At 65.3% G+C, this 15,753-nt stretch carries 14 protein-coding genes and 6 tRNA genes; 3 read left to right on the forward strand and 17 right to left on the reverse strand.

Translation table 11 applies throughout. The features are described 5' to 3' along the window. Positions 1-50 precede the first annotated feature (50 nt). The 11 genes from LRS53_RS14300 to LRS53_RS14345 all read right to left on the reverse strand — a co-directional run bounded on the left by LRS53_RS14300 (position 51) and on the right by LRS53_RS14345 (position 4,546). Positions 51-126: transfer RNA gene (locus LRS53_RS14300), tRNA-Glu, on the reverse strand. Between the two features lie 34 nt (positions 127-160). Next, positions 161-236, reverse strand: a tRNA-Ala gene (locus LRS53_RS14305). 40 nt (positions 237-276) lie between these two features. Then, a tRNA-Glu gene (locus LRS53_RS14310) sits at positions 277-352 on the reverse strand. 33 nt (positions 353-385) lie between these two features. Beyond that, positions 386-461 (reverse strand) — tRNA-Ala (locus tag LRS53_RS14315). Positions 462-501: 40 nt separating this feature from the next. Further along, a tRNA-Glu gene (locus tag LRS53_RS14320) sits at positions 502-577 on the reverse strand. Positions 578-618: 41 nt separating this feature from the next. Then, a tRNA-Ala gene (locus LRS53_RS14325) sits at positions 619-694 on the reverse strand. A 99-nt stretch (positions 695-793) separates the two neighbouring features. Next, positions 794-1,672: a ParB/Srx family N-terminal domain-containing protein gene (locus LRS53_RS14330; RefSeq protein ID WP_026083922.1), complete on the reverse strand. Its 879-nt coding sequence runs from the start codon at positions 1,670-1,672 to the stop codon at positions 794-796. Positions 1,673-1,742: 70 nt separating this feature from the next. After that, positions 1,743-2,864: a beta-ketoacyl-ACP synthase III gene (locus tag LRS53_RS14335; RefSeq protein ID WP_231356360.1), complete on the reverse strand. Its 1,122-nt coding sequence runs from the start codon at positions 2,862-2,864 to the stop codon at positions 1,743-1,745. Between the two features lie 72 nt (positions 2,865-2,936). Continuing rightward, positions 2,937-3,926, reverse strand: coding sequence for a DctP family TRAP transporter solute-binding subunit (locus LRS53_RS14340; protein ID WP_231356361.1), 990 nt, complete (start codon positions 3,924-3,926; stop codon positions 2,937-2,939). A gap of 187 nt (positions 3,927-4,113) precedes the next feature. After that, positions 4,114-4,245, reverse strand: coding sequence for a hypothetical protein (locus tag LRS53_RS23650; RefSeq protein ID WP_007162893.1), 132 nt, complete (start codon positions 4,243-4,245; stop codon positions 4,114-4,116). 61 nt (positions 4,246-4,306) lie between these two features. Then, positions 4,307-4,546, reverse strand: coding sequence for a DUF2789 domain-containing protein (locus LRS53_RS14345; RefSeq protein WP_017641794.1), 240 nt, complete (start codon positions 4,544-4,546; stop codon positions 4,307-4,309). A 139-nt stretch (positions 4,547-4,685) separates the two neighbouring features. Here LRS53_RS14345 and cprA point away from each other — a divergent pair, with 139 nt between their 5' ends. After that, on the forward strand, positions 4,686-5,837 hold the full coding sequence (gene cprA, locus LRS53_RS14350; RefSeq protein ID WP_231356362.1) for a cationic peptide resistance protein CprA: 1,152 nt from the start codon (positions 4,686-4,688) through the stop codon (positions 5,835-5,837). Between the two features lie 42 nt (positions 5,838-5,879). On the opposite strand, the gene LRS53_RS14355 is transcribed toward cprA, so the two are convergent. Next, entirely contained in the window at positions 5,880-6,797 is a 918-nt protein-coding gene (locus LRS53_RS14355; protein ID WP_231356363.1) for a bestrophin family protein, read from the reverse strand. Positions 6,798-7,101: 304 nt separating this feature from the next. Between LRS53_RS14355 and LRS53_RS14360 the strand changes: the two genes are divergently transcribed. Beyond that, on the forward strand, positions 7,102-7,740 hold the full coding sequence (locus LRS53_RS14360; protein ID WP_231356364.1) for a DsbA family oxidoreductase: 639 nt from the start codon (positions 7,102-7,104) through the stop codon (positions 7,738-7,740). Here the strand turns inward: LRS53_RS14360 and def are convergent. Further along, positions 7,737-8,276 (reverse strand): peptide deformylase, encoded by a 540-nt coding sequence (gene def / locus LRS53_RS14365; RefSeq protein WP_231356365.1) that lies wholly within the window; start codon positions 8,274-8,276, stop codon positions 7,737-7,739. The two genes, LRS53_RS14360 and def, sit on opposite strands and share 4 nt — an antisense overlap. Before the next feature lie 53 nt (positions 8,277-8,329). Between def and LRS53_RS14370 the strand changes: the two genes are divergently transcribed. Then, positions 8,330-9,520 carry a serine hydrolase domain-containing protein gene (locus tag LRS53_RS14370; protein WP_231356366.1) on the forward strand — a complete coding sequence of 397 codons (1,191 nt, stop codon included), beginning with the start codon at positions 8,330-8,332 and terminating at the stop codon, positions 9,518-9,520. Positions 9,521-9,524: 4 nt separating this feature from the next. On the opposite strand, the gene LRS53_RS14375 is transcribed toward LRS53_RS14370, so the two are convergent. The 4 genes from LRS53_RS14375 to pepN all read right to left on the reverse strand — a co-directional run bounded on the left by LRS53_RS14375 (position 9,525) and on the right by pepN (position 15,753). Beyond that, on the reverse strand, positions 9,525-11,372 hold the full coding sequence (locus tag LRS53_RS14375) for a M48 family metallopeptidase (RefSeq protein ID WP_231356367.1): 1,848 nt from the start codon (positions 11,370-11,372) through the stop codon (positions 9,525-9,527). Positions 11,373-11,376: 4 nt separating this feature from the next. After that, on the reverse strand, positions 11,377-11,964 hold the full coding sequence (locus LRS53_RS14380) for a LemA family protein (protein WP_231356368.1): 588 nt from the start codon (positions 11,962-11,964) through the stop codon (positions 11,377-11,379). 122 nt (positions 11,965-12,086) lie between these two features. Continuing rightward, positions 12,087-12,695: a hypothetical protein gene (locus LRS53_RS14385; protein ID WP_231356369.1), complete on the reverse strand. Its 609-nt coding sequence runs from the start codon at positions 12,693-12,695 to the stop codon at positions 12,087-12,089. Positions 12,696-13,113: 418 nt separating this feature from the next. Continuing rightward, entirely contained in the window at positions 13,114-15,753 is a 2,640-nt protein-coding gene (gene pepN, locus LRS53_RS14390; protein ID WP_231356370.1) for an aminopeptidase N, read from the reverse strand.

Genomic DNA, 15,753 nt, shown 5'->3' on the forward strand with positions numbered 1-15,753 from the left:
GCTTTCGTGCGGACGAAAAAAAACCGCCGTGAGGCGGTTTCTTTCGAGTGTGGCGTCCCCTAGGGGACTCGAACCCCTGTTACCGCCGTGAAAGGGCGGTGTCCTAGGCCACTAGACGAAGGGGACGTTACCCTGGTGCGACCCTTGCGGATCACGAAATTGGTGGAGCTAGACGGGATCGAACCGTCGACCTCTTGCATGCCATGCAAGCGCTCTCCCAGCTGAGCTATAGCCCCAAGTACAGCATCTTGCCACGCCTGGGATGCGTGACCTATATGGCGTCCCCTAGGGGACTCGAACCCCTGTTACCGCCGTGAAAGGGCGGTGTCCTAGGCCACTAGACGAAGGGGACGTTACCCTGTGGGATCCTTACGGATCACGAAATTGGTGGAGCTAGACGGGATCGAACCGTCGACCTCTTGCATGCCATGCAAGCGCTCTCCCAGCTGAGCTATAGCCCCAAGTACAGCATCTTGCCACGCCTGGGATGCGTGACCGATATGGCGTCCCCTAGGGGACTCGAACCCCTGTTACCGCCGTGAAAGGGCGGTGTCCTAGGCCACTAGACGAAGGGGACGAAACCCTCTACCGATTTCCCCCGAGGGCGAAACCGAAATTTGGTGGAGCTAGACGGGATCGAACCGTCGACCTCTTGCATGCCATGCAAGCGCTCTCCCAGCTGAGCTATAGCCCCGTCGGTCAGGACGGGGCGCATGTTAAGAGGCCCGGCCGCCCCTGTCAACACCAATCAGAAAAAAACCTGCTAGTAACAGACACTTAAGCCGGAAAAGGGTCAGATCGCCCGCGCCAGGGCCGCACGCTGGGCGCGGGCCGCCAGCAGGTAGGTGAACTTGCCATCGCTGGCGGAGAGCTTGCGCAGGACCTTCTTGTCCAGGGCGCGGTAGCCGCCCATCTCCAGCGCCGTACGCCCCGAGCTGCCGATCAGCATGCCGGGATTGGCCACCATCAGCCGGGCCGCCTGCTCCACGGCCTTGGCGTAGCTCTTGCGATCATTCAGGTCATAGCCTTGCAAGGGCAGCAGCATGCGCAGCCATTCGGCCCAGTAGAATTCAAGGAATTCCGAGGGCAGTACCCGGCCATCCGGCGTACGCGGCTTGTCGTAGCCGATCTGGCGGGTGAAATACACCAGGGCGCGGTAGGGATCGTCGGCCATGGCGGTGAGCCCCAGGGATTCGGGCAGCTGTTCGGGCAGGATCGGACGCCCCTGGGGGTCCTTGAGCCAGGCCTTGCGCTCGTCGAGCAGGCGAATCCAGAACTCGGCCATGCTCGCCGCGCCACTGAAATCGTCGGTGACCCTGACCCACACCGAGGTCTCGGCGCCACCGCCGGGGTGTTCCCAGAAGGCGGAAAAGGTGTGGTGACCATCGGTGAGGTAGAGCTGCTGTCCTGGGCCGATGACCACGGTCTTCATTTCGTCTGGATAGGTGCCGGGTGGCTTGACGCCCAGGGCGTCGCCAGCCGAGCGCAGACTGGTGCTCGGCTGAAAACCGCCACTCAGGTGCTGGCCGTTGGCTTCGCAGTAGTCGTCGAACAGCTTGCGTCGGTCGCAGGCGTACTTGCCAAGCTTGTACAGCACCTGGTCGTGGCCGATCGCGGGCTGGGTGGGGCGCAGCTGGCGCAATTGCACCCGGAGCAGGCTTCCTGGCGACACGGGGTCTTCCTTTCTCGAGAGGTCTTCCCAGGTCCGACAACGGTCCTCCCGGGAAGACTCCTGCCGTCGATCAGACCTTGCGCAGAACCACGCTGCCGATGGAATAGCCCGCGCCGAAGGAGCTGAGCACGCCGAGGCTACCGCTGGCCAGATCCTCATGATGCAGATGCAGCGCGATGACCGAGCCTGCCGAGCTGGTGTTGCCGTAGGTATCCAGGATGACCGGCGCCTCGTTGGGCGCAGGCTCGCGCCCCAGCAGGCGTTTGACGATAAGGTGGTTCATCGCCAGGTTGGCCTGGTGCAACCAGAAACGCGAAACCCGCTCGACCGGAATGTCCAGCTCGGCGAGGTGGTTGCCGATCAGTTCGGCCACCAGCGGGCAGACCTCCTTGAACACCTTGCGCCCTTCCTGGACGAACAGCTTGTCCGGGTGGGTCATGCCCTCCTCCGCCGCGCGGTTGAGGAAGCCGAAGTTGTTGCGGATGTTGTTGGAGAACTGGGTGAACAGCCGCGTGCCGAGGATTTCGTAGCGGTGCGCCGAGATCGCCTGGTCGGCGCGTTCCACCACCAGGGCGGTGGCGGCATCGCCGAAGATGAAGTGGCTGTCGCGGTCGCGGAAGTTCAGGTGCCCGGTGCAGATCTCCGGATCTATCACCAGCAGTGCCCGCGCCTGGCCCAGTTGCACGGCGTTGGCCGCCGTCTGCAGACCGAAGGTGGCCGAGGAGCAGGCGACGTTCATGTCGAAGCCGTAGCCCTGGATGCCCAACGCGGCCTGGACCTCGATGGCCACCGCCGGATAAGGCCGCTGCAGGTTGGAGCAGGCGACGATGACACCGTCGATGTCGGCCGCGGTCCGCCCTGCCCGTTCCAGCGCCTCGCGCGCCGCGGCGACGCCCATCTCGCAGAGGATCGAGGGCTCGTCGTTGGAACGCTCGGGGATGCGCGGCACCATGCGCGCCGGATCGAGGATACCGGCCTTGTCGACCACATGGCGGCTGCGGATGCCGGAGGCCTTCTCGATGAAGGCGGCGCTGGATTCCGGCTGGGGCGCCAGACTGCCTTGGGCGATGGCGTCGGCATGCTCGGCATTCCACTGGCCAGCCCACTGGTTGAAGGACGCAACCAGCTCGTCGTTGGAAATGCTTTCGGGCGGCGTATAGAGCCCACTACCGCTGATGACCGCGTGCTGCACGGCTATTCCTCTTGTTGTCAGGATGAAGCCGTGCCAGTTTGCCGCAAATCCAGGGTGGACGCCCGTGCAATCTCAACGCCGATTGGCGGCCTCGGCGGCGCGCAGGACGTCGCTGCCCACTTCGCTTTCGTACCTCTTGAGCAACGGCGCCACGGCCGTGCGCCAGGCTTCCCGCTCGGCAGGCGTCGGCACCAGGATCCTGCTGGTATTAGCTGCAACCACCCGTTCGCGCGCCTTGGCATTGATGGCTTCGGCATCCCGATTCACCGACTGGGTCACTTCGTCGAGGATGGCCTCCAGCTCGCTGCGGATCTGGAACGGCAGCCCATTCCAGAAGGTGGTGTTGGTGATGAGCATATAGGTGAGGAAGCTGTGGTTGTCCTCGACGATATAGGGCTGCACGCTGTTGATCTTCTGTCCCAGCAGGTTAGACCAGGGATTCTCCGCTCCCTGCACCTTGCCGGTCCGGAGGGCGTCGTAGACCTGGGCGAACGGCAGCTTGACCGCCTCGGCGCCCAGTTGCTGGTAGTAGGCGGCCAGCACCTCGGAGGATTCGACGCGGAAGGTCAGCCCCTTGAGATCGGCAGGAATGTGGATTTCCCGCGTGGCCGAGAGCTGGCGGCCGCCGTTGTTCCAGTAGCCCAATCCGGTGATGTTGTGGCTGACCAGGCTGCCCAGCAGTTCGCGGCTCTTGTCGCGGCGCTGGAAGCGCTTGACCGCCTCGATGTTGTCGAACAGGAAGGGCAGATCGTAGACCCTGAGTGGTTTGGCCAGGGCGTTGAGCTTGGAAACCGAGGGTGCCAGCAGTTGGACCTTGTTGCTGCGCAGGGCTTCCAGTTCGTCGGCGTCGCCCACCAAACTGGAATTGGGATAGACCTCCACCTTGACCTGGCCGGCCAGCCGCTCCTGCACCAGCTTCTGGAACTGCAGGGCACCACGGCCCTTGGGCGTATCGTCCGTCACCACATGGGCGAACTTGATGACGATCGGCTCGGCCACAGCGAAGGGCATGGCCAAGGCGATAAGCGAGCCGGCCAGGGTGGCGAAGAAGGTCTTGATCATGGAATTCCCTGCGTTTAACGATCCATCGGATCACCTGCGCGATCCCGGTCACGCTGCGTGCGCGACGCGGTTACCTTAGCAGTCGCGAGGTGAATGGCTGGTCAGCACAGGGAGATGGCACGACGAATGTGCAAGAAAGTAGGATCAGGGGTAGGACCAGCGCCGTCGAAACGGCGCCAGGAAATCATCAAGGCGAAATGGGATCGCTTGCAGGAAAGGTTTCCTCGACGGATTCGTCGAGCTGCTCTTCGCTTACCTCGTCTTCATCGTCGGCGACGGGCGGATCGTTCGGCTGCTGTTGGGCATGGACGGCGTTCATGGCAAATCTCCAGACGCGGAAAGAGAAGGACTACAGGGCCGAAAGGGTTCGGCCCTGTACGTTAGTCATGGCGATGCAGGCGGACGTTCAGCTCGTCGACGATCGGTGCCCAATCGGCATCTTCCATGATCTCGTCCTTGAGGAACGCCTTTTGCGACGGTGACCAGAAATCGGCTTCCGAGACCTTGACCTCGTCGGGCAGCGGGGAATGGCTGGCGATGAAAGCATCGATGGCAGCCGGATCGGAATCCAGGCCCAGTTGCTCGAAAAGGGTCGTCAGATCGTGAACGGGAAGTTCCATAGGGGTCTCCAGACAGGTATCGGTCGGTAACGGCAAGCATCTAGAAAGACGCCAGCCTGGAGGGGTTCCCCGGCCTTAATAAATCCTTCAGCGTCGGGCCTTAAGGTACGCCCACGCTTCGCCAACCAGGGCCTTCGCCATGTCGCTTCCCGTCTCTGCCATTCACTTCACCGCCGCACCGCGCCGCATTCTCGTCACCGGTGCCACCGGCTTTCTCGGCGGCGCCGTTACCCTGCGCCTGCTGGAGCTGGGACATGTCGAGGGGCTGCAATTCCTGGTCCGGGCGGCCACCCCGGCGGAAGGTCTGCAGCGGCTGCTGCAGAATCTCCGTGTCCATGACGTCGACGAGCGCCTGGCGGCGCTGCTCAAACCCGAGCAGATCCTCTGCGGTGATCTGCTGGACACCCATTGGATCGAGGCTGCCAAACCGCAACTGCTGGCGCTGGACGAGGTCATCAACTGTGCAGCAGTGGCCTCCTTCTCGCGCAATCCGAAGATCTGGCCGGTCAATGTCGAGGGCACCTTCGCCCTGGCCGAGGCCTGCGCCCAGTCCCGGCGGCTGAAGCGCTTCCTGCACGTCAGCACCGCCATGGCCTGCGGCCCACAGCGCCAGTCACCGGTCGCCGAGACCTGGGACTTCCCCGAACCCGAACAGCAGCTGGTGGACTACACCGCCTCCAAGGCCGCCATCGAACTCAAGCTGCGTAACGAATTGCCGCTGCTGCCGCTGGTGGTGGCGCGTCCTTCCATCGTCGTGGGCCACCGTCGCTCGGGCTGCAAAGCCTCGGGCAGCATCTTCTGGGTGTTCCGCATGGGCTTCGCGCTGGAGCGCTTCACCTGCGGTCTGGATGAGCAGATCGATGTCATTCCGGTGGACTACTGCGCCGAAGCCCTGGTGGAGCTGGCGCTCAAGCCCAAGCTGAACTACAGCCTTTACCACATTTCGGCGGGCAATGCGGGCGCCTGCACCTTCGGCGAAATCGACGAGGCCTATGCCGGCGCCATGGGCGACGCCCCGGTGGGCGAGCGCTATCGCCAGGTGGACAGCGCAGATCTCAAGGAACTCGCCGCCGACTTCAACGAACGCATTGGCCCGGCCAATCCACGCCTGGTGCTGCGCGCGCTCAAGCTGTACGGCGGCTTCGCCGATCTGAATTATCTGTTCGACAACCAGCGGCTGCTCGACGAAGGCATCGCCGCCCCACCGCGCTTCACCGATTATCTGGATGTCTGCGTGCATTCCTCGCGGGACATCAGCATACCCGCGCAGATGCAGTGGGACTTCAAGTAAGGCCTAACCCCGGTCCTGGCAATCGCCAGGGCCGGGTCTTGCTCAGACGCGGTCCTTTTCCGGCGAATTCAGCCGCGAATCCCGCACGATCTCGCTGACCGAAGCATAACCCCCGCGGGCATCGCGCAGCATGGTGCGCAGGTTGCCTTCGATGGTGTTGCAGATGGTACCCATGGTGATCTGGTGACGACTGCGCTGGAAGGGATTCTGCAGATCGGTGCCGACCTTTTCCATGGCCAGGAAGATGAAGCCCACCACGGTGGAGGCCAGCGGCGTGTACCACTCCAGGCTTTCCACCAGGCCGATGGGCATCAGCACGCAGAACAGGAAGATGAACAGCCGCGGAAAATTCACATAGGGATAGGGCAAGGGGGTATTGGCGATGCGCTCCATGCCGCCCTGCCAGTTGGACATATCGACGAAGGTGGCTTCCAGGCGCTCCAGGCGGATACTGTCCAGGCGACCGGCGCGGTATTCCAGGGCGATCAGGCTGGAGGAACCGCTGAGGATGGCGTTGGCGAAGTTGTTGGTCTCCTTGCGCATCGCCCACTCCTCCTTGCCCAGGTAGGTGCGCACCTCCTTGGGCAACGAATCGCCGCTGAGCTGGCAGGCCAGGCAGCGGACATAGGCGAGGTGACGCTCGATGAGCACCGTCTTGATCGCGTTGAAATGTTCGTCGCCGTCGTCGATGAGCGTCAGCGCCTGCCGGGCGAAGCTGCGCGAGCTGTTGACCATGCCGCCCCAGAGGGTGCGCGCCTCCCACCAGCGCTGGTAGGCACTGGTATTGCGAAAGCTGGTCAGCACGATCAGCGCCGAGCCGATCAGGGTCAAGGGAATGTTGGGCAGCTGCGCCCGATTGTCGACGAAAATCATGTAATCGACGGTAACGGCGATGTCCCACAGCAGCAGCCAGAACACCGACCAGCCGACGTAGGTGAAGGTTTGCCGAAGGAAGGTCATTTTGCTGGTGAAAAAACCCAAGGTGATAGTCCTTAGCGCGAGAAAGAAGGGATGCAGCCATAGGAACCTGGGGTCGAAAACAGGTTCAAGGCAAGCCTCTAGAGCGCGGATCGCCGCCCATTTCACGTAACAGGCCAGGGACAATTGCGTTTCTAGATATGAAGAGGCCCGTCGCGCAGGCCGTTACCTGGCCAAGGCAGCAGCGCCTGGCTGGTTGCCACGTCACGGAGCATATCGACCCGCTCAGCGAACATCCGCGCCCAGGTGCGGTCCGACGGACACCACGCCCTTCCGGAGCACTGCCATGACCGCCACCCCGCGCGTTCGTCTGGATGTCTGGAGCGACTACGTCTGCCCCTTCTGCTACCTGGAGCTGCCCCAGCTGGCGCGCCTGCAGGAGGAATTCGGCGATCAACTGGCCATCGAGTGGCATGCCTTCGAATTGCGCCCCGAACCCACGCCCACCCTGGATCCCGCCGGGGATTATCTGCGCCGGACCTGGGACCGGGCGGTCTATCCCATGGCGGCGGAATACGGCATGGTGCTGCGGCTACCACCGGTCCAGCCGCGCAGCCGTCTGGCCCTGGAAGCAGCGGAATTCGCCCGCGACCACGACCGCTTCGACGCCTTCCATACGGCGGTCTTCCAGGCCTTCTTCGAAGAGGGGCGCGATATCGGCGAGCGGGAGGTGCTGATCGATCTGGCGCGCCGCAGCGGTCTCGATGGCGAAGCCTTGCAGGCCAGCCTGGCGCGCGGTGACCACACCGACGTGGTGCTGCACGCCGAGGATCGCGCCGAAGCCCTGGGCATCACCGCCGTACCGACGCTGCTGCTGCGTTCCGCGCAGGCGCCCATCGAACAGGCGCGGGCTCTGGATGGAGCGGTACCCTTCGCCCAGTTGGCGGCAGCCGTCCGGGCGCAGCTGGACGCGAGCCAAGCCTAGCGCTGGGCGGCCGGCGTCAACTCGGGGAACAGCACCTCGGTAAAGCCGAAGCGGGCAAAGTCCTGAATCCGCGAGGGATAGAGCCGACCGATCAGGTGATCGTACTCGTGCAGCACCACCCGCGCATGGAAGCCTTCGGCCTGCTGGTCCACCAGGTTGCCCGCGCCATCCACGCCTCGATAACGGATTCGCCGCGGCCGCGGTACCTCGCCGCGCAGCCCGGGGATCGACAGGCAGCCTTCCCAGCCCAGTTCTTCGCGGGCATCGAGGACCTCGATGCGCGGATTGATCAGTACCTGCAGCGGTACCGGCGGCGCCTCGGGATAGCGGGCATTGCGCTCGAAGCCAAAGACCATCAGCTGCAGGTCCTCGCCGATCTGCGGGGCGGCAAGACCCACGCCACCCGCGGCGGCCATGGTATCGAACATGTCCTGGATCAACGCCTGCAGCTCCGCCGAGCCGAGGCGCTCGGCGGCTATCGGCGGCGCCACCCGCAGCAGCCGGGGATCACCCATCTTCAAAATTTCGCGAATCATGCGAGGATTCCTTCTTTGCCAGTCACCGGCGTTTCGCCAGGAGCTTAAACCAGATGTCCTCCCTACTGCTCGCCAGCGCCCTCGGTCTCGGCCTGAGCGCTCCCCTCGTCCAGGCCGAGGAAGCCGCCCTCGCCGCGCGGCTGGATCCGATTCTGGAGCGCGCCATCGCCCAGCAGCGCATCGTCGGTACCGTGGTCATGGTCGCCCGTCAGGGCCGGGTGGTGTATCACCGCGCGGCGGGATTCGCCGATCGGGAAGCGCAGCGGCCGATGCAGGAAGACCAGCTGTTTCGCTTCGCCTCCCTGACCAAACCGCTGGTGGCGGTGACGGCGCTGCGCCTGGCGGATCAGGGGCGCCTGGATCTGCAGGCGCCGGTCTGTCGCTACCTGCCCTACTTCACCCCGCACCTGGCCGATGGCACTCCAGCCGTGCCCACGCTGGCCCAGCTCCTCAGCCACACCGCGGGTCTGCACTACGGCTTCGGCGAAGACCAAGACGGTCCCTATCACCGCGCCGGGGTATCCGACGGCCTGGATGGCGCACCCCTGACTCTGGAAGAAAACCTGCGGCGCCTCGCCGGCGTACCGTTGGACTTCAAGCCAGGTACCCAGTGGCGCTACTCCCTCGGGCTGGATGTCCTGGGCGGCGTGCTGGAAGCCGCGACCGGCCTGCCCTTGCCTCAGGTCGTCCAGCAGCAGGTGGCGGCACCGCTCGACCTGCACGACCTGAGCTTTCACGTCAGCGATCCCAGCCGCCTGGCCACGGCCTATCGCGACGGCTATCCACGCCCGGAGCCCATGAGCGAGCCCTATCTGCTGCCCCTGCCCAAGGGCGGCATCCTCTATTCCCCGGCGCGGGCACTTTCGGCCACGGCCTTTCCCTCGGGCGGCGGCGGCATGCAGGGCAGTGCGGGAGACTACCTGGCCTTTCTGGAGGCGCTGCGCCAGGGCCAGCTGCTCACCCCGACCAGCCAGCGTCTGTTCATGGAAGACCAGATCCCCAGACTGCAACGCGACGACGCGCCAGGCTGGGGCTTCAGCCTGGGCGCGGCGGTGCTGCGCGATGCCCGGCTGGCGAAGACACCGCTGACGCCCGGTACCCTGCAATGGGGCGGGGTCTACGGCAACGCCTGGTTCATTGATCCGGCGCGCGAGCTGAGCGTGGTGATCCTCACCAACACGGCGATCGCAGGCATGAGTGGCCCCTTTCCCGACGCCATCCGCGATGCCCTCTACCGGGACTGATCGCTCAGCTGGACCGGCCAGGAGCGGTCGAGCGGTGAGGCAGTGGCAGCGGCCTGTCCTCGCCGCGAGAAAGCTGTGCCTGGATGACGGGAAAGGGCAATTCCAGCACGGCGCAACACAGCCTCAGCAGCTCCAGTTCGCGGATTCGTACGGCTTGATCCGCCTCCACCAAGCGGATCAAGCCTTCCAGTACCAGGGTCCGCGCCTCGACGCCCAACCGGCCCAGGCCCATCAGAGCCACTTCGAGCGCGGGTAGCCAGGCCAGTGGCGGCTGGTAGGCACAGTGCAGTCCGGGAAAGGTGGTTGCCACGGCCAGGAGGAAGGCGCGCCGCGCCGCCAGGATGCTCTCATGGGTCTGCTCGGCAGCGACCGCGTAGAGGGTGAGCACCGCCGTCCGCTCCTGGGCCAGGGTACGCCGCCCTGCAGGCTGCTGGCGTCCGGGCGCCAGGCTGCCGATCAGCTGGCGCTGGATGATCCGGGCGAGGCAATAGCGGGACAGATCCAGCTCCGCGGATCGCAGCTGCGTCTTGAGCGCGACCAGCAAGGTGCGCAAGGCAGGCCGGGGCAACTGCCGGATGGCCGGAAAGGTCAGTTGGGCCAGCGGCAGGTGCAGCGCCGTGTCCAGGCTATCCACCCAGCGTCGCCCCTCCCCCGCGGCAGTCGGCGCGGAGGCACCGGCCAGGGCCAGCAGCACCTCGGCGGCCTGTTGCGGGTCTTGCAGGAAGAGGTACAGCGCTGGCGGGATGTCCGCCAGGCGCTCGTCGGCCACCGCAGGCGGGGCTGTTGGTTGACTCGCGGTTGGTTGTGCCGGCGCGGGTGGCGGACTGCCGGCGACATAGGCCACGCCCGTGGGCAGCAGCGCCTCCGCCCGCAGGCGCTCCAGCTGCCATTCGTCGAACCCCGGTTCGAGTTGCTGGATGCGTTCCAGGACCGGTGGATGGGTGGCGAACCAGGACGCGCCGGAGTCGCCCAGCACCATGTGGGCGACGCTGCGCGCCCGGCGATGATAGAGCCGCCCCTGCAGCGGATGGGCGGCGATCTTTTTCAAGGCATCGGCCAGCCCCTGGGGATGGCGGGTGAACTGCACGGCGGAGGCATCTGCCAGGCGCCCGCGCGAGCGCGTCGCCGCGGCCTGGATCAGATTGGCGAAGAACAGTCCGCAGCCGCCGATCGCCAGCAGCACGGTGCCCAGCAACCAGCCCAGCAGATGGTTGCCGTCGACCCGGGTGGTGGTCGAGGTGCGATCGGAAAACAGCTCCTGTCCCAGATCGGCGATCAGGCTGATGCCATGCAGCCAGCCCAGCAGGCGCAGATTCAGGCGCATGTCGCCATTGAGCAGATGACTGAATTCATGGGCGACCACGCCCTGCAACTCGTCCCTGTTCAACTGCTGCAGGGCGCCGCGGGTCAGGCACAGGCTCGCATCGGCCGGTCCATAGCCACTGATGAAGGCATTGATGGCCGGTTCGTCCGGCAGCAGATACAGCCGCGGCACCGGTACGCCGGCGGCCAGCGCCATCTCCGCCACCACGTTGTGCAGCTGGCGGGTCCGGGGATTGGCCTGATCGTCCAGCGGCACCGCGCCCAATCGCCTGACTACCTCTTCTCCACCCTGACGGGCGAGTTGCCGGACCTTCCAGAAGGACGCTCCGGCGATGACGCCGACAAAGACCAATCCGCTCTTGACCAGCGTTGGCCCGCATCCGCCCAGGTAGTCGACGACCTCCCGCGGCAAGAACGCCAGGGCCAGTCCGGCACTGGCCAGTGCCATGAGCAGCACCACCAGAGCCAGCAAGGCCAGACACAACCGGGTGCGCCGACGCGCCGCGGCCTGGTCGTCGAGAAAGCGCACGAACTCAGCTCAGGCTGATTTGCGGCACCTGGCGCGCTGCCCCATCCGGCAGCGCCAAGGGCTGCGCCAGGCGAAAGCCGAAGCGGCTGGCGAGCAGCGATCCGGGAAAGGTCTCGCAGCGATTGTTGTAGTCCATCACCGCATCGTTATGGGCCTGACGCGCGTAGGCCAGCCGATTTTCCGTGGAGCTCAGCTCTTCCATCAACTGGATCACCGTCTCGTTGGCCTTGAGCTCCGGATAGGCTTCGCTCACGGCGAACAGCCGCCCGAGAGCGATGCCGAGCCCCTGCTCGCCCTGCTCCAGGGCATGCAGCGCGACGGGATCCTCCGGCCGGGTCTTGGCCTGATGCAGACCGGATTGCGCCTGCTGGCGCGCCACCATCACCGCCTGCAAGGTCTCGCGCTCGTGCTGCAGATAGCCCTTCACCGCCTCCACCAGATTGGGGATGAGGTCGTGTCGGCGAGTGAGCTGGACATCGATCTGGGCGAAGGCATTGCGATAGGCGTTACGCGCCGTGACCAGGGCATTGTAGAGGCTGATCGCGAACAGGCCGATGGCGACCAGGGCAGCCAGCAGGAGCAGCAATTTCATCGAATCGTCCTTGAAGGTGGTGAGAGTGCCAGTCTAGGAGCAAGCCGCGCCGATCGTTGTTCAGCGCGACGGATGCGGCGGTTGAGGGGACGGCTGGTGGATCATGGGCCGACCATCGCTGCTCAGGGCGAGGATGGCGCGCCCGTGTCGGTCGGCTGCCGTGGCGCCGAATCTCCCTTGCGGCTGTGCTGCACCTCCACCAGCAGGGCGTCACGCTCCTGGCGCATCTGGGCGAGACTGGTCTGAGCTCGGGTCAGCTCTTCCTGCAGCCGCTGGGCCTGGGCCTCGGAGGCGCGCAATTCCCGATTCTGCGCGCGCAGCCCGGTCACCACCTTGTGCGCCCGGGTGAGCCGCATGACCATGTTGTCCACCTTGAGCTCCAGGGCTTCGCGGTGGGACAGCAGCTCCTCGACGTAGGGGTCGTCGCTCTTTTTCCATTCGGGGTAGTTTTCGTCGTACACCTCCTCCGGTCCCTCGTCGAAGAGGTCGACGTTGCGGTTCGCCGCCGGGCCGGGGCTGACGGGAAGAGGTGGCGGCTGGGTATCGGCAGGCGGATTGGCCACCGCCTCGGGGAGGGCCGGCGCCTGCGCCTCGCTGGCCTCCTCGCCCTTGGCCGCGGCGTCGCCGGCGAAGTAGCGCTGCCACAGGAGAAACACCACCAGGGCGATCAGCAGGATGTTGCACAGGGTTATCAGGACGAATCCCCAATCCATCAGCTGTGCATGACTCATCTGCCGCTCCGCTCTCTTCCGGTGATAGGGCCTGGGTGCCGAGCGAGGCCACGCGCCTACCCTGACGGCGGCGGCGCCTCTCTGCAGCTGATTTGAATACAGTTGTCAGCCTAAAGCATTTCCATCAGCCAAGCGGCGCCAGAGTGGGGACGAATTGCCTGGCAGAGGGGCGTGCGCTGCTTTTCAGCGGGCCGGAGGAGCGACTGAAGCTGGCGGCGGGGAAAACCTGGGCGAAAAAAAGCCCGACGCTAGGCGTCAGGCTTGGCAGCGGCGGGCGATGTTGGGCTTCACGGCATCGGCCCAGCCCACCTGAGCTTCGGTAAGTTGGGCTGAAACGGCTCTATCTTCGACGCCCAACAACAACGCAATGCCGGGTGGGTGTTGGGCTTCGCTGCGCTCAACCCAACTACGGATGGTCCTACGCCAGGCTCTTGCTCACCACCTCGTAGACGTCGCTGGACAGCTCGCCGCTGGCCAGGATGCGCTCCAGCTCGGCGCGCATCAGCGCCTGGCGCGCGGGACCGTACTTCTTCCAGCGGGTCAGGGGCGTCAGCAGGCGCGAGGCGATCTGCGGATTGAGCCGATTGAGGGTGATGATTTGATCGGCCAGGAAGCGGTAGCCGCTGCCGTCCTCGGCATGGAAGTTGACCAGATTGCTGTTGGCGAAGGCGCCTATCAGCGCCCGCACCTTGTTGGGGTTTTTCAGGGTGAAGACCGGGTTTTCCATGAGTGCCTGGACGCGGGCCAGGCCGCCCGGCAGCGGACTGGAAGCCTGGACGCTGAGCCAGGTGTCCATGACCAGCGGATCGGCCTTGAACTCCTCGAAGAAGCGCGCCAGTACCTCCGCCTTTTCCTGCTCGAAACCGGAGTTGACCAGGGCGCTCAGCGCAGCCAGGCGCTCGGTCATGTTGTCGGCGTGCTCGAATTGCTCCAGAGCGGCGTCGCGCGCCTCCGGCTCTTCCAGCAGCATGAGGTAGCCCAGCGCAGCATTCTGCAGGCTGCGACGCGCGATATGGTCGGCGCTGGCCTGGTAGGGCGTGGCGCGCGATTCCTCCCGAGCGCTGCGATAACGCTGCCAGAGCACGTCGCGCAGGGCCTCGGCGATGGTACGGCGGGCCTGGCGACGGGCACCGTGGATGGCACCGGGATCAGCTTGCTCGGACAGCTCCACCAGGTAGGCCTCGGACGGCAGCGACAGCATCTCGACGACCATGGCCGGATCGAGGGACTCATCCGCCGCCACGGTGCGCAGGGCCTCCACCAGACGGGTGTCCAGCGGCTGGCCGGCGATCATCTCCTGCAGCACCTGCACCGCCAGTTGCTGACCGGCGTCCCAGCGATTGAAGCCGTCGCTGTCATGTTGCATGAGGAAGGTCAGCTGCTCACGGCTATAGGGGAAGCTGAGCTTGACCGGGGCGGAGAAGCCGCGAAGCAGCGAAGGCAGCGGGCGCTCGGGCACATCGACGAAGGTGAAGGTCTGCTCGGCCTGGGTGACCGACAGCACCCGGTCGGTACCCTGGGCAGCGGCTTCGCCCTCCAGGCGCAGCGGCAACTCGCGACCCTGACCATCCAGCAGGCCCAGCTGGACCGGGATGACGAAGGGCTCCTTGGTCGGCTGACCCGGGGTGGGCGGGCAGCTCTGGCGGAAGGTCAGGCGATAGGTCCTGGCCGCGGCATCGTACTGCTCGCTGACCGCCAGGCGCGGTGTGCCCGACTGGCTGTACCAGCGCTTGAACTGGCTGAAGTCGGCGCCGTTGGCGTCTTCCAGGGCCTTGATGAAGTCGTCGCAGGTCACGGCCTGGCCATCGTGGCGCTCGAAGTAGAGATCGGTGCCCTTGCGGAAGCCGTCCGGGCCCAGCAGGGTGTGCAGCATCCGCACCACCTCGGCGCCCTTCTCGTACACCGTCAGGGTGTAGAAGTTGGAGATCTCGATGAACTGGTCCGGGCGTACCGGGTGGGCCATGGGGCCGGCGTCTTCGGCGAACTGGTTGGTGCGCAGGAAGGCCACGTCCTCGATGCGCTTGACCGTCGGCGAATTCATGTCGGAGCTGAAGCCGGCATCGCGGAACACGGTGAAGCCTTCCTTGAGCGACAGCTGGAACCAGTCGCGGCAGGTCACGCGGTTGCCCGACCAGTTGTGGAAGTATTCGTGGGCGACGATGGCCTCGACGCGCTGGTGAGCGGCGTCGGTGGCGGTGCGCGGGCTGGCCAGCACGGCGCTGGAGTTGAAGATGTTGAGCCCCTTGTTTTCCATGGCGCCCATGTTGAAGTCGTTCACCGCGACGATCATGAAGATATCCAGATCGTATTCGCGGCCGTAGACCTCTTCGTCCCAGCGCATGGACTTCTTCAGGCTGTCCATGGCGTGCTGCAGCTTGCTGATGTTTTCCGGCTCGACGTAGATGCGCAGGGCCACGTCGCGGCCGCTGCCGGTACGGTAGCTGTCCTCCACGCACCAGAGATCACCGGCCACCAGGGCGAACAGATAGGCCGGCTTGGGGAAGGGATCTTCCCAGGTGGCCCAGTGCCGACCGCCTTCGGTCTCGCCGCTGGCCACGGGGTTGCCGTTGGAGAGCAGGATCGGGTACTTGGCCTTGTCGGCTTCCACCGTGGTGGTGAAGACGCTCATCACGTCCGGGCGGTCCAGGTAGTAGGTGATCTTGCGGAAGCCCTCGGCCTCGCACTGGGTGCAGAACATGGTGCCGGAGACGTACAGCCCTTCCAGAGCGGTGTTGCTTTCCGGGTGGATGCGCACCGAGGTCTTGAGCACGAAGGCCTCGCCCTGCGGCTGCAGGGTCAGGCTGCCCGCCTCGACCTGGTAGTCGCCGGCGGCTAGCGCCTGATCGTCCAGCGCCACCGCCAGCAATTCCAGCTCCTCGCCGTGCAGCACCAGCGGCGGCAGGCCGGCGCCACGCGCCGGATTACGCTGCAGCCGCAGTTCGGCGTGCACCAGGGTCTGGTCGTCGTGCAGCTCGAAGCGCAGGCGGGTTTCCTCGATGAGGTACTCGGGCGCCTGGTAGTCCTTGAGGTAGATGGTCTGGGGTTGGTCGGTGCGCAT

Origin of the sequence: Pseudomonas sp. PLB05, from assembly GCF_021106615.1 — a bacterium.
In the GTDB taxonomy this organism is placed as follows: Bacteria; Pseudomonadota; Gammaproteobacteria; order Pseudomonadales; family Pseudomonadaceae; genus Chryseomonas; species Chryseomonas benzopyrenica.

Bases quoted from the DNA above. Each gene is read 5' to 3' on its own strand.
- cprA (WP_231356362.1), top strand. From the start codon at position 4,686: ATGTCGCTTCCCGTCTCTGCCATTCACTTCACCGCCGCACCGCGCCGC.
- LRS53_RS14385 (WP_231356369.1), bottom strand. From the start codon at position 12,695: ATGAGTCATGCACAGCTGATGGATTGGGGATTCGTCCTGATAACCCTG.
- LRS53_RS14345 (WP_017641794.1), bottom strand. From the start codon at position 4,546: ATGGAACTTCCCGTTCACGATCTGACGACCCTTTTCGAGCAACTGGGC.
- LRS53_RS23650 (WP_007162893.1), bottom strand. From the start codon at position 4,245: ATGAACGCCGTCCATGCCCAACAGCAGCCGAACGATCCGCCCGTCGCC.
- LRS53_RS14340 (WP_231356361.1), bottom strand. From the start codon at position 3,926: ATGATCAAGACCTTCTTCGCCACCCTGGCCGGCTCGCTTATCGCCTTG.
- LRS53_RS14370 (WP_231356366.1), top strand. From the start codon at position 8,330: ATGTCCTCCCTACTGCTCGCCAGCGCCCTCGGTCTCGGCCTGAGCGCT.
- def (WP_231356365.1), bottom strand. From the start codon at position 8,276: ATGATTCGCGAAATTTTGAAGATGGGTGATCCCCGGCTGCTGCGGGTG.
- LRS53_RS14380 (WP_231356368.1), bottom strand. From the start codon at position 11,964: ATGAAATTGCTGCTCCTGCTGGCTGCCCTGGTCGCCATCGGCCTGTTC.
- LRS53_RS14355 (WP_231356363.1), bottom strand. From the start codon at position 6,797: ATGACCTTCCTTCGGCAAACCTTCACCTACGTCGGCTGGTCGGTGTTC.
- LRS53_RS14360 (WP_231356364.1), top strand. From the start codon at position 7,102: ATGACCGCCACCCCGCGCGTTCGTCTGGATGTCTGGAGCGACTACGTC.
- pepN (WP_231356370.1), bottom strand. From the start codon at position 15,753: ATGCGCACCGACCAACCCCAGACCATCTACCTCAAGGACTACCAGGCG.